At 37.5% G+C, this 19,078-nt stretch carries 19 protein-coding genes; 15 read left to right on the forward strand and 4 right to left on the reverse strand.

Annotated elements, in window-relative coordinates; all coding sequences use genetic code 11:
- Position 1: 1 nt before the first annotated feature.
- A complete protein-coding gene (gene ytxJ, locus ACO052_RS16775; RefSeq protein WP_422104947.1) occupies positions 2–379 on the reverse strand; it encodes a bacillithiol system redox-active protein YtxJ in 378 nt (125 codons plus the stop codon).
- A 149-nt stretch (positions 380–528) separates the two neighbouring features.
- Positions 529–1,002, reverse strand: coding sequence for a methyltransferase family protein (locus ACO052_RS16780; protein ID WP_422104948.1), 474 nt, complete (start codon positions 1,000–1,002; stop codon positions 529–531).
- A gap of 258 nt (positions 1,003–1,260) precedes the next feature.
- On the opposite strand from ACO052_RS16780, the gene clpB reads away from it, so the two are divergent.
- From clpB to ACO052_RS16800, 4 genes are all read left to right on the forward strand, one after another.
- Complete coding sequence (gene clpB, locus ACO052_RS16785; RefSeq protein WP_422104949.1) at positions 1,261–3,867, forward strand: ATP-dependent chaperone ClpB; 2,607 nt, start codon at positions 1,261–1,263, stop codon at positions 3,865–3,867.
- A gap of 165 nt (positions 3,868–4,032) precedes the next feature.
- Positions 4,033–4,896, forward strand: coding sequence for a TraB/GumN family protein (locus ACO052_RS16790; RefSeq protein ID WP_422104950.1), 864 nt, complete (start codon positions 4,033–4,035; stop codon positions 4,894–4,896).
- Between the two features lie 75 nt (positions 4,897–4,971).
- Complete coding sequence (locus ACO052_RS16795; RefSeq protein ID WP_422104951.1) at positions 4,972–5,568, forward strand: TetR/AcrR family transcriptional regulator; 597 nt, start codon at positions 4,972–4,974, stop codon at positions 5,566–5,568.
- Positions 5,569–5,617: 49 nt separating this feature from the next.
- Positions 5,618–6,106, forward strand: a complete 489-nt coding sequence (locus ACO052_RS16800; protein WP_422104952.1) for an acyl-CoA thioesterase — start codon at positions 5,618–5,620, stop codon at positions 6,104–6,106.
- Between the two features lie 245 nt (positions 6,107–6,351).
- Here the strand turns inward: ACO052_RS16800 and ACO052_RS16805 are convergent, their stop codons facing one another.
- A complete protein-coding gene (locus ACO052_RS16805) occupies positions 6,352–6,996 on the reverse strand; it encodes an OmpW/AlkL family protein (RefSeq protein WP_422104953.1) in 645 nt (214 codons plus the stop codon).
- A 339-nt stretch (positions 6,997–7,335) separates the two neighbouring features.
- On the opposite strand from ACO052_RS16805, the gene deoC reads away from it, so the two are divergent.
- From deoC to ACO052_RS16840, 7 genes are all read left to right on the forward strand, one after another.
- Positions 7,336–7,998 (forward strand): deoxyribose-phosphate aldolase, encoded by a 663-nt coding sequence (gene deoC, locus ACO052_RS16810; protein WP_422104954.1) that lies wholly within the window; start codon positions 7,336–7,338, stop codon positions 7,996–7,998.
- Positions 7,999–8,025: 27 nt separating this feature from the next.
- On the forward strand, positions 8,026–8,724 hold the full coding sequence (gene deoD, locus ACO052_RS16815) for a purine-nucleoside phosphorylase (RefSeq protein ID WP_422104955.1): 699 nt from the start codon (positions 8,026–8,028) through the stop codon (positions 8,722–8,724).
- 75 nt (positions 8,725–8,799) lie between these two features.
- Positions 8,800–9,690 carry a histidine phosphatase family protein gene (locus ACO052_RS16820; protein ID WP_422104956.1) on the forward strand — a complete coding sequence of 297 codons (891 nt, stop codon included), beginning with the start codon at positions 8,800–8,802 and terminating at the stop codon, positions 9,688–9,690.
- A gap of 165 nt (positions 9,691–9,855) precedes the next feature.
- Positions 9,856–10,602, forward strand: coding sequence for an SDR family NAD(P)-dependent oxidoreductase (locus ACO052_RS16825; protein WP_422104957.1), 747 nt, complete (start codon positions 9,856–9,858; stop codon positions 10,600–10,602).
- Between the two features lie 10 nt (positions 10,603–10,612).
- Complete coding sequence (locus ACO052_RS16830; RefSeq protein WP_422104958.1) at positions 10,613–11,431, forward strand: SMP-30/gluconolactonase/LRE family protein; 819 nt, start codon at positions 10,613–10,615, stop codon at positions 11,429–11,431.
- A gap of 10 nt (positions 11,432–11,441) precedes the next feature.
- Positions 11,442–12,674 (forward strand): glycosyltransferase family 2 protein, encoded by a 1,233-nt coding sequence (locus ACO052_RS16835; RefSeq protein ID WP_422104959.1) that lies wholly within the window; start codon positions 11,442–11,444, stop codon positions 12,672–12,674.
- 43 nt (positions 12,675–12,717) lie between these two features.
- On the forward strand, positions 12,718–13,992 hold the full coding sequence (locus ACO052_RS16840; RefSeq protein ID WP_422104960.1) for an ATP-grasp domain-containing protein: 1,275 nt from the start codon (positions 12,718–12,720) through the stop codon (positions 13,990–13,992).
- A gap of 40 nt (positions 13,993–14,032) precedes the next feature.
- Here ACO052_RS16840 and ACO052_RS16845 read toward each other — a convergent pair whose 3' ends face one another.
- Positions 14,033–14,797, reverse strand: a complete 765-nt coding sequence (locus ACO052_RS16845) for a DUF6503 family protein (protein ID WP_422104961.1) — start codon at positions 14,795–14,797, stop codon at positions 14,033–14,035.
- A 108-nt stretch (positions 14,798–14,905) separates the two neighbouring features.
- Between ACO052_RS16845 and smpB the strand changes: the two genes are divergently transcribed.
- From smpB to ACO052_RS16865, 4 genes are all read left to right on the forward strand, one after another.
- Positions 14,906–15,364: an SsrA-binding protein SmpB gene (smpB, locus tag ACO052_RS16850; protein ID WP_422104962.1), complete on the forward strand. Its 459-nt coding sequence runs from the start codon at positions 14,906–14,908 to the stop codon at positions 15,362–15,364.
- A 112-nt stretch (positions 15,365–15,476) separates the two neighbouring features.
- Positions 15,477–17,939 (forward strand): DUF5686 and carboxypeptidase regulatory-like domain-containing protein, encoded by a 2,463-nt coding sequence (locus ACO052_RS16855; RefSeq protein WP_422104963.1) that lies wholly within the window; start codon positions 15,477–15,479, stop codon positions 17,937–17,939.
- Between the two features lie 101 nt (positions 17,940–18,040).
- Positions 18,041–18,448 carry a hypothetical protein gene (locus ACO052_RS16860; protein ID WP_422104964.1) on the forward strand — a complete coding sequence of 136 codons (408 nt, stop codon included), beginning with the start codon at positions 18,041–18,043 and terminating at the stop codon, positions 18,446–18,448.
- Positions 18,449–18,452: 4 nt separating this feature from the next.
- Positions 18,453–18,986 (forward strand): hypothetical protein, encoded by a 534-nt coding sequence (locus ACO052_RS16865; RefSeq protein WP_422104965.1) that lies wholly within the window; start codon positions 18,453–18,455, stop codon positions 18,984–18,986.
- Positions 18,987–19,078 lie beyond the last annotated feature (92 nt).

A 19,078-nucleotide genomic window follows, 5' to 3' on the forward strand; every position in this document is an offset into this window, starting at 1 on the left:
TCTATACAAATCTACTCAAATCCAAGTCGTTAATAGCGCCATGGGAAGCTTGTGCCACTACTACCCTATTCTTAATCACTAACAACTGTGGCGACTGGTGCATCACCTGAAACTTATAACCCGTTTCGTTAGACACCTCGCGATAGCTCAATAAATCGAGGTAATAAAGATCTGCATTGGCATCCACATCATATAGTTCTATAAACTGGTTGATTACCATTCTGCTAATACCACAACGTGTGGAGTGCTTGAATATTAATTGGGGTTTGGTTTTGGACTTCTCTTCTATAGCGCTCAATTGCTCTACCGAATTAAGTGCAATCCATGGTAATACTTTTTCTTCTTTAGGTTCCTTAGAACCGAATAATTTTTTAAACATATTAATTACTTTTTCAATGTCAGTTCGAGTGTCTCGACCTTGAGTCGAGATGTATCGAGAACTCTATAGGCATCTCGATAGCCCTGCTGAGCCCGTCGAAGTACATTTTTCGTGCCGAAAAATCACTCGATGTGACAATCGTTATATCATCAAAACCAACGCTTCACCTTATTCATATAGTTTAAATAGTCGGCTTTAAAATCTCTGGTTAGTCTCGGTTCTTCAACAAAAATTACAAACAGGTGAAATGCAATGCCAACGGCAACGGTATACACCAAAAGCCGCCAAGATGCCGTAAAAAGCACTTCTCCGAATAAAATCAATAACATGCCTACATACATGGGATTTCTGCTGTATTTATATAGCCCCTTAACCACCAATGCCTTGGTGCGATGTGCTGGTGACAAGGTCCCTCTACCATCTACAATAAAACGGTACACGCAATACAATGCTATCGATAGCCCTACGAAAATCAAGAAAATTCCGAAATAACTCAAGACGTTTAAATCAGCATTTAAAATGCCCGGTAATTGATGCTGTAACAATATATAAGGAATGAGTCCCACAACAAGTCCAGGTTGAAGAATAAAAAACAGAAGGTTCTTAATATACAGTGTTAACATGGTTTCGCAAAAGAGACAAAACGTCACGCTATCGCACACTATATCGGACATTTTGTCGTTTTTCTCTTACCCTTAGGCAATGGTAAGATTATTGACTAAAGATAGTCAAACACAATAAAAAAACAATGCTGTTGTCGTTCAGAGTCTCGACAGTAAACGTCAGGAAGAAGAATCCCTAAATAGATTGCTTCGTCCTACGTCACTTCGACAAGCTCAGTGTGACAATTAGCAATGGCGATCAAAAAAGAAATAACTCATATGAATTTTAACAATTATACCATCAAATCACAAGAAACCATTCAGCGCGCACAACAGCTCGCTCAGGGTTTCGGCCATCAGCAAATAGAAAATGAGCATATTTTTAAGGCGCTTTTCGATGTTGATGAAAACGTATTACCGTTCTTACTAAAAAAACTGAACGTCAATGTGTCTATGCTCCAACAAGTTTTAGACAAAGAATTGGAAAGCTTTGCTAAAGTTTCGGGCGCAGACCTGATGCTTTCTCGCGAAGCAAGTAAAGCCCTTAATGAAGCGGCTATTATTGCCAAAAAAATGAATGATGATTTTGTGTCTATCGAACATTTGATTCTGGCCATTTTTAAATCCAAAAGCAAAATCGCACAAATCTTAAAAGATCAAGGGGTTACCGAAAAGGCACTATTGGCCAGCATCGAAGATTTAAGAAAAGGCGATCGTGTGACCTCTCAAAGTCAGGAAGACACTTATAATTCACTGAATAAATACGCTAAAAACTTAAATCAGTTGGCACGCGATGCCAAGCTAGATCCCGTTATTGGTCGTGACGAGGAGATTCGTAGAATTCTTCAAATCTTATCGCGTCGTACCAAGAACAACCCTATTTTAGTTGGTGAACCTGGTACGGGTAAAACCGCCATTGCTGAAGGGTTGGCCCACCGTATCATCGATGGTGATGTACCAGAAAATTTAAAGGACAAGCAAATTTTTGCTTTGGATATGGGAGCCTTAATCGCCGGTGCCAAATTTAAAGGCGAGTTTGAAGAGCGCTTAAAAGCTGTCATTAAGGAAGTCACCACAAGCGATGGAGATATCGTACTCTTTATTGACGAAATTCACACCCTAGTAGGTGCCGGAGGAGGCCAAGGTGCTATGGATGCCGCCAATATCCTAAAACCAGCATTGGCTCGTGGAGAATTGAGAGCTATTGGTGCCACCACTTTAGATGAATATCAAAAATACTTCGAAAAGGACAAGGCACTTGAGCGTCGTTTCCAAAAAGTGATGGTCGAAGAGCCTGATACCGAAAGTGCCATTTCCATTCTGCGTGGTATTAAGGAAAAATATGAAACACACCACAAAGTTCGCATTAAAGACGAAGCTATTATTGGAGCCGTGGAACTATCCAATCGCTACATTACCAATAGGTTCTTACCGGATAAGGCGATTGACCTTATGGATGAAGCAGCGTCTAAATTGCGCATGGAGATCAATTCAAAACCCGAAGAACTAGACGTTCTGGATCGCAAAATCATGCAATTGGAAATTGAGCACGAAGCTATTAAGCGCGAACGTGATGAGTCTAAGTTGAAATCTTTAAAAGCCGATTTAGCCAATCTTAAGGAAGAACGCAATGAACTCAATGCCAAATGGAAGAGTGAAAAGGAAATCGTAGAAAACGTTCAGAACATTAAACAAGATATTGAAAACTTTAAGCTAGAAGCAGAACGTGCCGAGCGTGAAGGCGACTATGGCAAGGTTGCAGAAATTCGATACGGAAAGATTAAAGAAGCTACTGAACAGCTTGAAAATTATCAAAAACAACTGGTGGAGCAACAAGAAACGGCTTTGATTAAAGAGGAAGTCACTTATGAAGATATTGCAGATGTTGTGGCCAAATGGACCGGTATTCCGGTAACCAAGATGATTCAGAGTGAGCGCGAAAAGTTATTAAAACTCGAAGACGAATTGCACAAACGTGTGGTTGGACAGGAAGAAGCCATTGAAGCTGTAAGTGATGCGGTAAGACGCTCTAGAGCAGGCTTACAGAACCCACAAAAACCTATAGGTACATTTTTATTCCTGGGAACGACTGGTGTTGGTAAAACCGAACTTGCAAAAGCCTTGGCAGAATACCTTTTTGATGATGAAAATGCCATGACGCGTATCGATATGAGTGAATATCAGGAGCGCCATGCTGTAAGTCGATTGGTAGGTGCGCCTCCAGGATACGTCGGTTATGATGAAGGTGGTCAGTTGACGGAAGCTGTGCGACGTAAACCTTACTCGGTCGTCTTACTCGATGAGATTGAAAAAGCCCATCCAGACACCTTTAATATATTGTTACAGGTATTGGATGAAGGCCGATTAACGGATAACAAAGGACGGATTGCAGACTTCAAGAACACCATCATTATTATGACCTCTAATTTAGGAAGTCAGATCATCCAAGAGCGTTTTGAAGCGACCAAAGACATACCAACGGCTATTGAAGGCGCCAAATTAGATGTCCTAGGGTTGTTGAAGCAAAGTGTGCGGCCGGAGTTTTTGAATCGTATTGACGACACCATTATGTTTACACCGTTATCGAAGCAAAACATTGTGGATATTGTCGGCCTTCAATTAAAGAGTGTTACTAAAATGATTGCCAAACAAGGAATTACCTTCGATGCTACACCTGAAGCTAAAGCCTATTTGGCGGAAAAAGGCTATAATCCGGAGTATGGGGCAAGACCCGTGAAACGCGTCATACAGAAAGAAGTATTGAACCAATTGAGTAAAGAAATATTGGCTGGCCGTGTCACTACAGACAGTATAATTTTACTAGATGAGTTTGACGATAAATTAGTCTTTAGAAATCAAGGAGACTTGGTTGTAGAAGAGTTATGAACATACTGTAACAATATGGCTGGTAAACAGTCTTTATAATGATTGGTTGGTTTAAGCAACACCGAAATAAATTCGAAAAGCTATCGGATTTTGGACGTGTTGCTTTCCTTTTGTAACAAATTTGGTTTTAACGCTACAAATGTTTTAAAATTTAAACGCTATATAATGCAACGTATCTTATCGCTAAGTATTGTATCACTAATCACATTATTAACTATAAATGCCCAACAACTCGAGCATTCAACCTTGTGGAAAATTGAAGGTAAGGGCTTGGAACAACCCTCCTACTTGTTTGGCACAATTCATATCACCTGTAACGTCTCCTTGGATGATGATGTTAAAAAGGCCCTAGAAGAAACGACGCTTATAGTCATGGAACTCGATATGGATGATCCTAGTATGACCTCTAAAATGATGTCGGGTATGTATCTATCCGATGGAGAAACTATTAAAGACTATGTCTCAGAAGACGACTATACCGCTGTAGACTCCCTATTTACAAATCACATGGGAATGTCTATTGCATTAATGGAAAATGTGAAACCTTTTTTCCTAACCTCAATGTTATACCCAAAAATGTTGGATTGCCCTATGCAGTCCTTTGAATTGGAGCTCATGGAAGTCGCAAAGGAACAAAATGAAAGCATTGAAGGTTTGGAGACCATTGAAGCACAGCTTAAAGTTTTTGAGGATATCCCTCTAAAAGATCAGTATGCCGATTTAGTGCGAATGGCTAAGGATAATCTTGCCTACGATAAAGCTAATTTTGCCAAAATGCTCGAAATCTACGACAATGAAGATATCGTGTCTTTATTGGAAATGATGAACGACGAGAGCTTTCAAACCGTTTCTGGTCATCAGGAAATTCTCCTGGAAAATCGCAACAAAAATTGGATTTCCAAGATTGAAGATTATGCCAAAGAACAACCCACTTTCTTTGGTGTCGGCGCTGCACATCTCGCTGGTGAAAATGGCGTTATTAGTTTATTAAGACAGGCTGGGTATACCGTTTCTGCAGTTACTGAATAAGGCGCAATTAAAATATCTATTAATAAATAGTAAAAAATATACCAATTGGTATATTTTTTACTATTTTTGTTTCAGATGCTCACAAAATCCGAACATACCAAACAATATATTCTAGAAACCGTTGCCCCTATTTTTAACAAGCATGGCTATGCCGCTACCAGTCTTAGTGATATTACTTCTGCCACAGGACTTACAAAAGGCGCTATTTACGGCAACTTTAAAAACAAGGAAGAGCTTTCTATAGCGGCGTTTAAGCACAATGTGAAGAAGTTGATGGCATTAATTTCCAAACACATTGAAAAAAGTGACTCGCCAATAGGCAAGCTGTACCTCATTGCAGATTTTTACAGAGATTATTATAGCATCAGTAAAACCTATGGTGGATGTCCAGTTTTAAACATCGGTGTAGATGCCAATAATCAAAACTCCGAATTATTAGAAAAAGTAAGGGTTGTTATAGAGCGTATCCAAGATCAAGTGGCAACCATGATAGAGAATGGTATTGAAGCAGGCGAAATATCAACAGAAATAAATGCTATGCAATATGCCAAACGTATTGACTCCATGATTCAGGGCGCTGTTTTTATGACCTATACGATGGATGATGAGTTTTATATGAACGATGCTATGGATCAAATAGACACTATGATTACGAATGAATTAAAAGTATAATATTTTTTTAACCAATAATATACCGATTGGTATATTTAAAACAATAACGATGAATTTAGCTAAAACACTAGAAAGTAAAACCAAAATTAGATTTCAAGATTGTGATCCATTTAACCATCTCAACAATGGGAAATACACGGATTATTTTATGAACCATCGGGAAGATGAACTCATTAGGAACTACGATATCGATATTTATAAAATGGCTAGGTTAGAAGGTAAAAGTTGGGTGTCTAGCAGTAACCAAATTGCCTATTTAAAACCCGCTTTACTTATGGAAACCATAGTTATAGAATCGCAATTAATTAGCTTTGATAACAGTAATCTAAAGGTTGAAATGCGCATGTATAACGAAGACAAAAGTCATCTAAAGGCTGTTATATGGTGCGGCTTTGTACATTTCAATCTTTTAACACAAAAACGAGAAACACATTCGGACGAGATGATGGATCTTTTCGGTGCCGTAGTCAACCCAGTTGATGTCTCTATTTTTGATGAACGCGTAAAACAGCTAAAGACCCCAAGTAAGGTCCAATAAAAAAAGGGCTGTCTAAAAAGCCCTTTTCGCTGTCATTTCGAGCACTTCGCCTTCCAAAGTCTTGTACGCCCCGCCTGCCGGCTCGCCTTCCGAAGTCTCGTACGGAGAACAGGCAGACAGGGCGGACAGGCAGTCGAGAAAGCTATACCCCTTACTATAAATGCTTTTCGACTACTCTCAATATGACAATTTGATACATTTTGTGTTTCTAGACAGCCTCTTTGTTGACCATGCTATGTTTAGTTTTAAAACTTCATACCAACACCAAGTCCTAGTACAAAAGGATTAATATCAACATCGGCCCCAACTGTAGCCCCAAGTGCGGATGTGGCATTGACGGTAGCGTCCGTGTTGATAAAGATATATTTGGCATCGAGGTTTAAAAACCACTTGTCGTTAAGCATATAGTCTATACCTCCTTGAAATGCAATACCAAAACTATTCTCATAGTCTATATCATCAGCAACGGGCCCTTCATCGGCTCCATAAAAAATAGTGTAGTTGATACCAGCCCCTAAATAAGGTTTAAAATCATCGGCATAAAAGTGGTATTGTAAGGTTAAGGTTGGTGGCAATAACCAAACATCGCCTAAATCAATATTGCCAGCAGCGGTATTCACCGCATCGACCTCATGCTTTGCGGTCCCAAGTATCAATTCTGCCGCCCAATTCTTAGAAAAGAAATAGGTAAAATCCAATTCCGGTACAAAAGCCGTATTAATTTCGACATCACCGCCAATAGTCTCGATATTAGCAGATTCATTTGGAATAACGCTAATAACCCTTAATCTAATTTGCCACTTATTATAATCGTCAGTGGCTTCAGTTTCTTGTGCATTTAGGTTAAAAGCAAAACCTAATAGTAAAACATATAATAACAAATTTCTCATAGTATAATATTTAAATTTCCCACAAAAATAAAGGCATAAAACACCCTAAACACTGATAAATATCATGTATAAAAAACTTTAATATTCTCAATGAAATCCAAGTAAATTCTTCAAAAAAATAAGCACCTGTATAACAGTGATTTATAGCCTACTAAGTCATATTTTCGATGAAATGCACAATAAATTTTGAATTTTAACGTACACTTTAACGGATAAATCATTAATTTTATCGAGCTATTTAATTCCGACTCACTTAAGACATTGATCTTGTCTGGTATTCCCTCATAACAAATAGGGAATTACATAGTTATTTTTTTGTCAAAACCCTACTTATAATAAATGGAATTAAATAGATATATAGACCATACCTTGTTGAGTCCTTCAGCGACTGAAGCCGATATTCTCAATCTTTGTGAAGAAGCCCTAAAATATAATTTCTATGCGGTTTGCGTTAATAGCAGTTATGTGCCTATTGCCAAACAAGCATTGGGCCGCTCCGATGTTAAGGTTTGTACAGTTGTGGGATTTCCCCTCGGGGCCATGTCTACGGAAGCTAAAATATTTGAAGCTAAAAAAGCTATAGAGCAAGGTGCTTCAGAAATCGATATGGTAATGAATATTGGTCGTTTAAAAAGTAAAAACTACGTTGCTGTTCTAAAAGATATTAGTGATGTAAAGCGCGCCATTGGCCTGACGCCATTAAAAGTGATTTTGGAAATAAGTGAGCTCTCAAAAAATGAGATCGTAAAAGCTTGTGAAATTTGTATCGACGCTAAAGCCGATTATGTAAAAACTTCAACAGGATTTTCTAAAAGCGGAGCCACACTAACCGCAGTAAAAATCATGAAAAAAAGCGTTAAAGATCAACTAAAACTAAAAGCATCTGGGGGTATAAGAGATGCTGAGACGGCTTTAAAATATATAGAAGTGGGTGTACACCGTATTGGTGCCTCTTCTGGAGTGGCCATGATGACCAATCAAACCTCAACTTCTGCCTATTAGTTAAAACACTTTATGTAACTTTACCACATGAGTGTACACATTGGTGCCAAAAAAGGCGATATAGCAGAAACTATTTTATTACCTGGCGATCCTTTGCGAGCCAAATGGATTGCAGAAACGTTTTTTGACGATTACTTTTGCTTCAATGAAATCAGGGGCATGTATGGCTATACTGGCACTTACAAAGGCAAACGTATCTCAGCAATGGGCAGTGGTATGGGGATTCCGAGTATCTCTATTTATGCCAACGAACTCATTAAGGAGTATGGTGTCAAAAATTTAATTCGTGTCGGAAGCGCAGGGTCTTATCAAAAAGATGTCAAACTCCGAGATGTTGTACTGGCCATGGCCGCTTCTTCAACATCGGGTGTTAATGAATTGCGTTTTGGTGGTGCCGACTACGCGCCTACTGCAGATTTCGGATTGTTTATTAAAGCTGTAGACACTGCTAGGGCGAAAAATATTCCTATCAAAGCTGGCAATGTTTTATCTTCTGATGAGTTCTATGAGGATGATATAGAATCTTACAAAAAATGGTCAAAGTTTGGTGTCCTTTGCGTGGAAATGGAAGCCGCAGGATTGTATACAGTTGCCGCCAAACACAATGTTAACGCCTTGGCTATCCTCACCATTTCGGATTCTTTGGTCACTGGGGAACGCACAACGAGTAAAGAACGTGAAACTACCTTTAAAAGCATGATTGAGATTGCTTTGGAATTGGCATAAACTTATTTAACATACTTTTAAAAACAAACTATTTTTTCTAGTCTATTTTTGAGTGTATAACCAATCACTCTAAAAATGAAAACTTTATTCGCTTCTCTATCTCTTCTTTTTTCATTCACCATTTTTGCTCAAGATTTATCTGACAAAGCTCAAATAGAAGTTACCCTTAACAACTACATCGATGGGTTTTATCAAGGGGATACCACTAAACTAAAAGCAGCCTTAAAGCCAAGGCTCTATAAGTTTGGTTACTGGAAGAGTAAGAAGACTGGCAACTACGAGTATTATAAGCAGTTGACTTACGAAAATGCGCTTAAAATGGCCCAAAAAAACAAGGAAGAAGGCAATATACGTACGGAAACCAAAATGCGTAGTGTCAAAGTTCTGGAAATAAGCAATCACATTGCAGCTGCAAAAGTGACCGGAGCTTGGGGGTTGGATTATATGCTGCTTTCTAAGGATGATGGTAAATGGATGATAGAACAAGTCATTTGGGAAGGTCCTTTTGAAGACAAGTTTAAAGAGGAAGAAAAGACAACGACTTATTATTTAATAAGACATGCAGAAAAAGACCGATCCGATAAATCCAACAAAGATCCACACTTAACGGAAGCGGGAAAAAAAAGAGCAGAGAATTGGGCCAATGCCTTTGGTGATGTGAAGTTTGACATGGTTTATTCCACAAATTATAACCGTACTAAAGAAACGGCAATGCCGACTGCAAAAGCTCATGATGTCGAAATTACCTATTATGACCCTAATGCTATGAATCCTAAAGCATTCAAAGAAGCGACAAAGGGCAAAACTGTTTTAATTGTGGGGCACAGTAATACCACTCCTATGTTCACCAATGCACTATTAGGATCGGCCAAATATGATTACATGGCTGATGATAACAATTCTAACCTCTATATGGTTACTATAACAGGTGATTCTAAAACATCAACCCTACTAAAGGTGAATTAGCGTTTAGCCTTTGTGCATATGTTTGTTTTAGCTACAGAGATATGCCTTAGGGTTTAAATCTTAGATTAGTTTAAACGAGTTTAATTTCAATACGTAGATAAATAAAGTACGTTCAAAAAATATTAACTACTTTGGCATCATCAACTTAAACGGATGACGTAGATAATGAAAACAGTAATGCTATTAGGTGGCACCAAAGGTGTTGGAAAAGAAATCCTTAAAGCTTGCATAAATAAAGGTTACAATGTTGCTTTCTGCGGTCGCGATCAACAATTAGGACAGGAAATCATTGCCTCTTTTAACTCAGAACATCAATTATATTTTCACCAAATTGATCTCAATACCATTAATGATATTAAAGACTATTTTGATGCGGCTATTGAAAAATTTAAAAAAATAGATGCCTTAATCATCTATGCCGGTATTACACCTGTATCTTCCATAATTGAAACCGATGAGGATACTTATGATAGTGTGTTTAATATTAATCTTAAAGCACCGTACTTTCTTTTAAAGCACGTCTTAAAATCTATGATGGACTTTAAGTCGGGTTCAATTGTCTTTTTTGGTTCAGCACATATGGACTATGGGCAGGAAGATAGAACCGCTTATGCACTAACAAAAAGCACACTCTATACCCTCTCCAATCATATTGCACATCACTATGCTAAATATGGCATTAGATCCAATTACTTGGTCATGGGGTGGACACATACCGAAGGTGAATTAGAACTCAGAGCTAAAGAAGGTATCTCTGAAGACGAGCTAAAAAATAATGCTAGCAGCATAATTCCTATGGGAAGGATGCTAAGCCCGTACGACCCTGTGCCAGCAGTTATGCATTTTATATCAGATGATTCGGCAATGACGACGGGATCCATTATGCGCGTCACAGGAGGAGAATATATATAGATTACGTTTTATGACCTCAAACTTAATTTACTTTTCCCAATCTGCAGAACTTTTTGAAGGCCCTATTTTCGATTCGAAATATGAGCTCCTATATTTTGTTTCTATATTCGATCATCTGGTGTATTGCTACAATCCGAAGACGAAGGAAATGCTTAGTCTAAAACTGGATTCGCCAACGAGTAATGTATATATTGTGTCCGAAAAATTAGTGCTAGTCGCCTCTAAAAATGGTTTTTATGAGGTTGATTTCAAAACCTTAAGTGCTACCTATAAATTTCAAATTGATATTGCCGATTCGGTTCGCTATAACGATGGTATTGAAGATGCTTATGGCAGGTATCTTATTGGTACTATGGGCTACCCTGAAGTCGTAAAGAATGTGGGTAATGTCTATTCTTATCACAATGGCAAGTCCAATATCATTATAAAAAACACCACTATTTCTAACGGATTGGCATTTACAAAAGATCATAAAACGCTTTATTTTATCGATACACCGACTAAAAAAGTTGGCAAATACAACTATGATATTGAGACTGGTTCCGTCGCTTTTATCGATTATGTCATCGCGTTTAATGGTCAAGGAAGCCCTGATGGCATGTGCATCGATGAGAATGGCATGTTATGGATTGCTGAATGGGGAGGAGCATGCGTATCACAATGGAATCCGTTGACAGGAGAAAGAATAAACGAAATATCACTGCCCTATACCAATGTAACATCGTGCTGTTTAGACCAGGATGCTAACCTTTATGTCACAACAGCCAGAGCTGAAAGCTCGTCCAATTATAACAACGGCAGTGCTTTATTTCATATAAAATTAAATTAAACCTTTAATCATGAGCCTCACCAAGATTAGTGTTATTGTTCCTATTTATCGCATAGAGAATTATTTAGCTAAATGTATTGAAAGTCTATTACAGCAGTCATTTCAAGATTTTGAATTGATACTAGTTGATGATGGCAGCCCAGATAGCTGTCCTGAAATATGCGATAATTATGCAAAAAAAGACCAACGCATTAAGGTCATCCATAAAACCAATGGAGGTCTCCTATCCGCTAGAAAAGCGGGGTTAGACGCTGCCTTAGGAACTTATATAGCCTATGTAGATGGTGATGACTGGGTAGATAATTATTACTTAGATACACTTTACAGGCTCGCAGAATCCAATATGGCTGACTTGGTGGTCACAGGTCATTTTAGAGAATTTAATAGTAAAATCGAAACTATAAAACCAAAAGCTGCCGGTGTATATGACGCTGACCAAATACGGTCTGAAATACTACCAAATGCCATATATAATGGAGAGTTTTGTGAACACGGTATGTCAACTTATGTTTGGAATAAACTATTTAAGAAAGCCCTTCTTAAACAAATACTTTATGATGTTCACAACGATGTTATTATGGGAGAAGATGCCGCCATCACCTATTCTTATTTAGCAATTTCAAAGCGATTGGTTATTAGTAAGATACCGCTATATTACTATAGGCAAAGACATGATTCTATTGTAAAATCTATCGAGAATCCTAAAATTGAATACTACAGACTAGGGCTTCTCATGAATTTACTTAAAACAAAACTCAGTGCGATTATCGATGAGAACACCTTAAATAAGCAAATCAATTATTATTTGTATTCCCAGATTCTTGTGAGATCTGGTGGTCTTATTTATAACGATAAAACACAATCGTGGTTTAATCCCTTTTTGCAGACAAAACAAGGTTCAAAAATTGTAGTATATAGTTCTGGTTCATTTGGTCAGCATATTCTGTCGACCAATTTAAAAACGGATTACTTCAAAATAATCAAGTGGGTAGACGTGGATTTTCATGATCTGAAAATTGGTGATAATACCGTTAACCCAATTAGTTCACCATCAAATGAAGAATTCGATTTTCTCATCATAGCGACTATAAATCCGTCTATATATCGCTTGATTAAAACCGAACTAGAACTTATGGGAATAGAAAGCTCCAAGATTATAAAAATCGATACTGACGAAAACCGCATTAAAAATCTCTTGACCGATTTGGGATTTGACAACAACTATCTTTTTAATAAAGATTAAAAAAATACCAAGTCCTAGATTAACCATACAATATTGAAAAAGCATGAAAAAAATTATAATTCTCGGTGGAAATCCTGAAACTGCAGCCGTCGTTAATATTGCTAACAGCATGGGGTTATATACCATTGTTATCGATATGGGTATAAATTCACCCGCTAAACGCAATGCCGCTAAAAGCTACGATTTAGATGTATTTGAAGTAGAAAAAGTAGCACAAATAGCAAAAGATAATGAAGTTGATGGCGTATTAGTAGGTGTCGCGGATATTTTGGTTAAACCCTATAAGGATATCTGTGATATTTTAGGGATACCATGCTATGCGACTTCAGAAGCTGTTGAAGCCTTTTGCAGCAAAGACGGCTTTAAGAAATACTGTCTAGACTATAATATTCAAGATATCCCTGGCATATACATTAATGGTGTCGAAAATATTGATAAACCACATGGTTTAGGATATCCAGTAATGATAAAACCCGTGGACAATGGCGGTGGCGTCGGTATGAAAATCTGTAGAGATGAAGACGACTACAAAGCTTCTGTCAAAACCGCTTTTGGTTTTTCTAAAAAAGGGGTTGTACTCGTTGAACGCTACATGGACTGTGATGATATGGCGGCTTACTACACCTTTAAAGATGGCGTACCATACATTTCTGCAGTCTCTGATAGATTTACTACTAAAATTCAAGGCGATGCAAGCCCAGTTTGTATAGGTGCTGTTTATCCCTCAAAACATACGGATTTATTTGTAGAGCAAATGCATCCCAAATTATGCGAACTCTTTAAAGCGCTAAAGATTCAGAATGGAATTTTAAATATCCAATTCTTTGTAGAAGACGGTATTATTTATGCCTATGATCCTGGATTTAGGCTTCAAGGCGAAGCACCTCACTTTCATTTACTGGATATTCATGGATTTGATCATAGAGAAATGCTTCTCAATTTTGCACTTACGGGGAAATTTGGAGAGGACAATTTTGGTATGGTCAACGACCATAACTTTAAGGGTAAAAAAGCTTGTACGGTATGGGTGTTGTTAAAAGGCGGTAAAATCGCTCATATTGAAGGTATGGATGCCATAAAGGCTGACGACAGTGTGCATTCTGTTTTGGAACGTTTTAAAGTTTCTGACGTTGTTGAAAGGAGCTTTCTAGGTACCGAAAAACAAGTTTATGCAAGGATCTACTTAGTGGCCAATTCAATCTCGGAGGTCAATGAGAAGATTGCCAAAATCAAAAGCCTTCTCAAAATTACAGATACCGATGGTAACGACATGATTTTAGAATGGCTCAAGCCTTTTAAAGAGAATGACTATAGCTAAATATTCGGGAAAAACTGGATAAAACTGGCGCTGCGATTTTTCACTTTATTATTAACTCTACCTCAACATTTTCGAGTTCAATCTTTGAAAGGAGTTCTAGATTATTTGTATCAAATGCATTTCCTATGTCTACCAGTGGTAATGCATCACGCTTTGGTTTGTAATTGTCATAATCAACAAAACGTAAACCATTGACATACCTTTCGTTATAGGCTACTCTAAACCGCATTCCTTTGTCGTCATCCTCATCGTAAGAGTAGGCCAAGTAATCTGGCTTAAAGGTTGTTTTATCCACCCAATAGATAAAGACGTCTTCAAAGTCTTCACCGCCACCTTCCTCATTAAAGGTAACTTTGATTTTATAATAGTCTTTACTTTTAATTTGTTCCTCCCCTATTAAGGCTTTATTGACGGCTTTATCATTGAGTCCATAAGGCAAAACTGAAAAATAATGGACCGAATTCACTGAAGCCGAATATCTAGGAATCATTGAATCTGCCACTTTAACCGGAACTTGATTTATGTAACGTTGAAAAGCATTTCCTTTTAAAAAATCAAGAATGGTATCATTATCTCTTAACATGAATCTTGATAAAACCCTGCCATCAGGTGTATGTGAAGCTTTATAAGATTTATCTCTAAAATCAAATTTTATCACAACCACAGAAGAAGAATCGAAAAGATGCCCGCCGGATACCTCAATCGATTTATTTACAATGTCCTTAGCCGTTAATGCTTTTGATGGTTGTTCGTTTTTACAACTAAAAACTAAAAAGACAACTAGCAGCGCGTATATATGTTTCATAATTGCTATTTGAATATTGACAGTCGTAAAACTAAAGATTTGATTACAGCTTTCAACTTTTAAGGTATTACTTTTAACTTTTAATTTTAACAACTACCTTTGCCCTCTATGCAAAAAACGGTGAACATACTTAATAAAAAAGCAAAATTTCAGTACGAGATATTGGACAAATATACAGCTGGCATTGTACTTACGGGCACCGAAATTAAATCCATCAGAGCGAGCAAAGCTTCTATTGCCGAAAGCTTTTGTGAATTTAACGATGGTGGTGAGCTTTTTGTAATTAACATGACCATAGAAGAGTATGCCTTCGGTAATTACTACAACCACAAGCCTAAGGCAGAACGCAAATTATTACTTAATAGACGAGAGCTTAAAAAATTGGAAAAAGAGGTCAATGTTAAAGGCAATGCCATTATCCCTCTACGTTTGTATATCAATGACAAAGGCTTAGCAAAACTAGAAATCGCATTGGCTAAAGGGAAAAAACTCTACGATAAACGCGAAACTATTAAAGATCGAGACAACAAGCGCAACCTAGACCGTATTAAGAAAAGTTTTCGATAATTTTAAGACTGTTATAACCTTACTGCTGTTAATTTTAATCTATGTTTGAAACAATATAGGCAACCATTCGTTGCATTTGTACGTCTATATATGTAACCATCAATTGGAATCAATGAACAAAACTTTACTAAGCTTGCTGTGTGTTCTCTTTAGCAGTATAAGCACGGCCCAAATTATTGGCTCAATAACCGATACTAAAAACAACCCACTACCCTTTGTTAACGTTATCGTTGAAAATACTTATAAAGGTACCACCACCAATGACGACGGCTATTACGAACTCAATGTTTCTGAGGCTAAAACCTATACCATTGTGTATTCGTATCTGGGCTATAAAACCGTAAAAAAGAACGTTAATATTACACAATTCCCTTACAGAATTGATATGACGCTCGAGGAAGAATCCGTTTCTCTAAGTGAAGTTGTAGTCGATGCCGAAGATAATCCTGCGAATGCTATTATTAGACAGGTTATTGCGAAACGCAAAGAAAATCTCGAGAAAATCAATTCCTTCAAGGCAGATTTTTATTCCCGTGGACTCATCCGCATAAAAGATGCCCCAGAGAAGATTCTTGGTCAGGAAGTCGGTGATTTAGGAGGTGGTTTAGACTCCACAAGAAGTGGTATCATCTACTTATCCGAAACCATTTCCAAAATTCAATATCTGAGGCCTAACGCACTTAAAGAAAAAATCACGGCATCAAAAGTCAGTGGTAATGATAATGGTTTCAGTTTTAATAACGCACAAGATGTAGATTTTAATATTTATAACAATACCATAGAATTTGGAAACGAAATTGTATCCCCTATTGCCAATAATGCCTTTGGTTATTATCGCTATCGATTAGAAGGGGTTTTTTACGATGACCGTGGCAACCTCGTCAATAAAATTGCGGTCATTCCAAAACGTGAAAATGACCCGGTATTTTCAGGGATGATTTATATTGTTGAAGAGCAATGGACGATTTATGCTATAGAATTGGAGCTTACCGGAACACAGGCCAGAATTCCCGCTGTAGATATCATCGCACTTAAACAGAGCTTTTCTTTTTCCGAAAGCGACGCTATATGGGCCCTAATTTCACAAAGTATCGACTTCAAATACGGCATATTAGGCATAAAGGGTGATGGTAGATTTACTGCAGTTTACAGTAACTATGAATTCAACACCAATTTAACCCGGAAGGATTTTGGTGCAGAGCTCGTGTCTTTTGAAAATGAAGCCAATAAAAAAGACTCCTTATTCTGGAAAACAATTAGACCGGTCCCTTTGACTTTAGAAGAACAAACTGATTATATTAAAAAAGACAGCATTCAAATTGTAAGAGAGTCTAAAACTTACTTGGATTCCGTGGATCGCGTCGAGAATAAATTCAAGTGGGGAGATCTTTTGGGGTATACCTACAGAAACTCCTACAAAGACTATAGTCTAGGTTTTGATATCCCTTTGGGTGGTGTTCAATTCAATACAGTACAAGGCTATACAGGAAAAGTGAATCTGTTCTTCACGCAACGTTATGATGACTTTAGACGGTATTTCACAGCTAACGCTGGGCTACAATATGGCTTTTCGGACGAACGTTTACGCCTTACCGGTTCATTGACTTATAAGTTTAACAACACCAATAGACGTATTATCACCTTATCCGGTGGTGAGCAGGTGCAGCAATTCAATCCGGCGAATCCTATTACACCATTTGGTAATACCTTAGCCACCCTGTTTTTTGAGGAAAATTACATGAAGCTCTACCAGCGCCGCTTTATTCAGTTGAATTATTCTGAGGAATTGTTCAATGGGTTTCGGTTGTTTTCTAATATAGCTTATGAGAATAGAAGTCCACTCTTCAACACTACAAATCAAACATTTTACCCAAGAGCTGATCAAGACTATCTAACAAATAATCCTTTAGATCCCACAAGTACTGATGCGCCGTTCGATAATCACAATATTATAAAATTGAATGTTACGGGCCGTATTAATTTTGGGCAAAAATATTTGAGCTATCCCGACAGTAAATTCAATGTTACTACAGATAAATATCCAACTTTGGTCTTGAGTTACGAGAAAGGTTTTAATGCTTCAAATGAGGATTACAACTTTGATCAAATCAAAGCCAGGTTATATCAATCTTTTAATATTGCCGATAAAGGTCGCTTTAGCTATAACATGAGAACAGGAAAGTTCTTTAATGCCGATGACATTGCCTTTATGGATTTCCAACACTTTAATGGCAATCAGATTAATGTGAGCCGACGCGGCAATTACACGGATGTATTTAATAATCTGGGATATTACGATTTAAGTACCAACGACAGCTATTTCGAACTGCATGCCGAGCACGATTTTAATGGCTTTATTTTAGGGAAAGTCCCACTGTTGAACAAATTGAACTTCAATCTTATTGTAGGTGCTCACAACTTGGCCACACCAGATAATAAACCTTACCAAGAATTCACCATTGGGATTGATAATATCGGCTGGGGCAAATGGCGCTTCTTGCGATTTGATTATATACGCTCCTACCAAGGCGGCTATCAAGGGGATGCCATTGTGTTTGGCTTGAAATTCTTTTAACTTTATAGTACTGTCATTCCTGCGTCCGTGTTCGCTGTCCGCGTTTCGCCATAGCTTTAGCGTAGGCACAAAGCAGGAAACCACTTAGTAAATGAGACGTTGTGAAAAAATTTATTTTTCTATTTTTCCTTACTGTTTTATTGAGTTGTAAAAACTCAAATAACAATCTAGGCTATGAAAGTTTCATCTCTGAAGGAAAAGCAAAAAATGATGTACTTACATTTTGTTCAACCGTAGCCCAAGAAATAGAATATAATTACCGTATAGGGGTTTGGACTTTTAAAAGCTCACATGGATATAAAATCGCTCAAGGTGAGTATAATATTTCAGATGAAGTAGTTGAAGGTCATGATGGCTGTCCTTATAAATATCGAAAAAATTCAATTAATCTTGAAAATTGGAAATTTTGGAATGAAAAAGGAGAATTAATTGAGCCTAATCAAAAATTGATTAATTTAATCCAGCCTATTCAATTCAAAACTGATGACCCTTTTCAAAACAACTATTAGATCTATGAAGTCAAAACTAACCACACTTTTATTAGCGCTAACACTCAGTATTTCCGCCCAAGAAGACACCAAAGACTACTCCAAACAGGTGACAACTTTAGATAGCACTATTGAAACCTTATATACCGTTATCTCTGGTGATGCTGGCGTAGAACGCAATTGGGAATTATTTAGATATCTTTTCCATAAGGATGCCAAGTTGATTCCAAGTGGTAAAACCAAGGACGGTAAACACACCGCACGTTATATGACACCTGACGACTATATCAACAACTCAGGAAATTGGTTGTATAACAACGGTTTTCATGAAATTGAACTTCACCGAGAAGTACATAGTTTCGGAAATATTACACAAGTTTTTAGCACTTACGAATCTTATAAATCCTTACAAGACAAAAATGACAAGGAGCCCTTTATGCGTGGCATCAATAGCATTCAATTAATGAATGATGGGGAGCGTTGGTGGATCATCAATATCTTCTGGATGCAAGAATCTGAAGGCCATCCTATTCCAGAAGCGTATTTACCTAAAAATTAATCGGTTCTAAATATGTCACTTCGAGTGAAATTGCGACAGCAATTTTGTATCGAGAAGTATTTAGGAATCTAAACGAGTTCTCGATAAAATTT

Origin of the sequence: Winogradskyella sp. (assembly GCF_965228925.1) — a bacterium.
GTDB lineage: Bacteria > Bacteroidota > Bacteroidia > Flavobacteriales > Flavobacteriaceae > Winogradskyella.

What these genes read in the sequence shown, in the direction of transcription:
- ACO052_RS16835 (WP_422104959.1), top strand. Translation starts at nt 11,442, where the DNA reads ATGAGCCTCACCAAGATTAGTGTTATTGTTCCTATTTATCGCATAGAG.
- ACO052_RS16780 (WP_422104948.1), bottom strand. Translation starts at nt 1,002, where the DNA reads ATGTTAACACTGTATATTAAGAACCTTCTGTTTTTTATTCTTCAACCT.
- ACO052_RS16795 (WP_422104951.1), top strand. Translation starts at nt 4,972, where the DNA reads ATGCTCACAAAATCCGAACATACCAAACAATATATTCTAGAAACCGTT.
- ACO052_RS16800 (WP_422104952.1), top strand. Translation starts at nt 5,618, where the DNA reads ATGAATTTAGCTAAAACACTAGAAAGTAAAACCAAAATTAGATTTCAA.
- deoD (WP_422104955.1), top strand. Translation starts at nt 8,026, where the DNA reads ATGAGTGTACACATTGGTGCCAAAAAAGGCGATATAGCAGAAACTATT.
- ACO052_RS16830 (WP_422104958.1), top strand. Translation starts at nt 10,613, where the DNA reads ATGACCTCAAACTTAATTTACTTTTCCCAATCTGCAGAACTTTTTGAA.
- smpB (WP_422104962.1), top strand. Translation starts at nt 14,906, where the DNA reads ATGCAAAAAACGGTGAACATACTTAATAAAAAAGCAAAATTTCAGTAC.
- ACO052_RS16805 (WP_422104953.1), bottom strand. Translation starts at nt 6,996, where the DNA reads ATGAGAAATTTGTTATTATATGTTTTACTATTAGGTTTTGCTTTTAAC.
- clpB (WP_422104949.1), top strand. Translation starts at nt 1,261, where the DNA reads ATGAATTTTAACAATTATACCATCAAATCACAAGAAACCATTCAGCGC.
- ACO052_RS16855 (WP_422104963.1), top strand. Translation starts at nt 15,477, where the DNA reads ATGAACAAAACTTTACTAAGCTTGCTGTGTGTTCTCTTTAGCAGTATA.
- deoC (WP_422104954.1), top strand. Translation starts at nt 7,336, where the DNA reads ATGGAATTAAATAGATATATAGACCATACCTTGTTGAGTCCTTCAGCG.
- ACO052_RS16825 (WP_422104957.1), top strand. Translation starts at nt 9,856, where the DNA reads ATGAAAACAGTAATGCTATTAGGTGGCACCAAAGGTGTTGGAAAAGAA.
- ACO052_RS16845 (WP_422104961.1), bottom strand. Translation starts at nt 14,797, where the DNA reads ATGAAACATATATACGCGCTGCTAGTTGTCTTTTTAGTTTTTAGTTGT.
- ACO052_RS16790 (WP_422104950.1), top strand. Translation starts at nt 4,033, where the DNA reads ATGCAACGTATCTTATCGCTAAGTATTGTATCACTAATCACATTATTA.
- ACO052_RS16840 (WP_422104960.1), top strand. Translation starts at nt 12,718, where the DNA reads ATGAAAAAAATTATAATTCTCGGTGGAAATCCTGAAACTGCAGCCGTC.
- ACO052_RS16820 (WP_422104956.1), top strand. Translation starts at nt 8,800, where the DNA reads ATGAAAACTTTATTCGCTTCTCTATCTCTTCTTTTTTCATTCACCATT.
- ytxJ (WP_422104947.1), bottom strand. Translation starts at nt 379, where the DNA reads ATGTTTAAAAAATTATTCGGTTCTAAGGAACCTAAAGAAGAAAAAGTA.
- ACO052_RS16865 (WP_422104965.1), top strand. Translation starts at nt 18,453, where the DNA reads ATGAAGTCAAAACTAACCACACTTTTATTAGCGCTAACACTCAGTATT.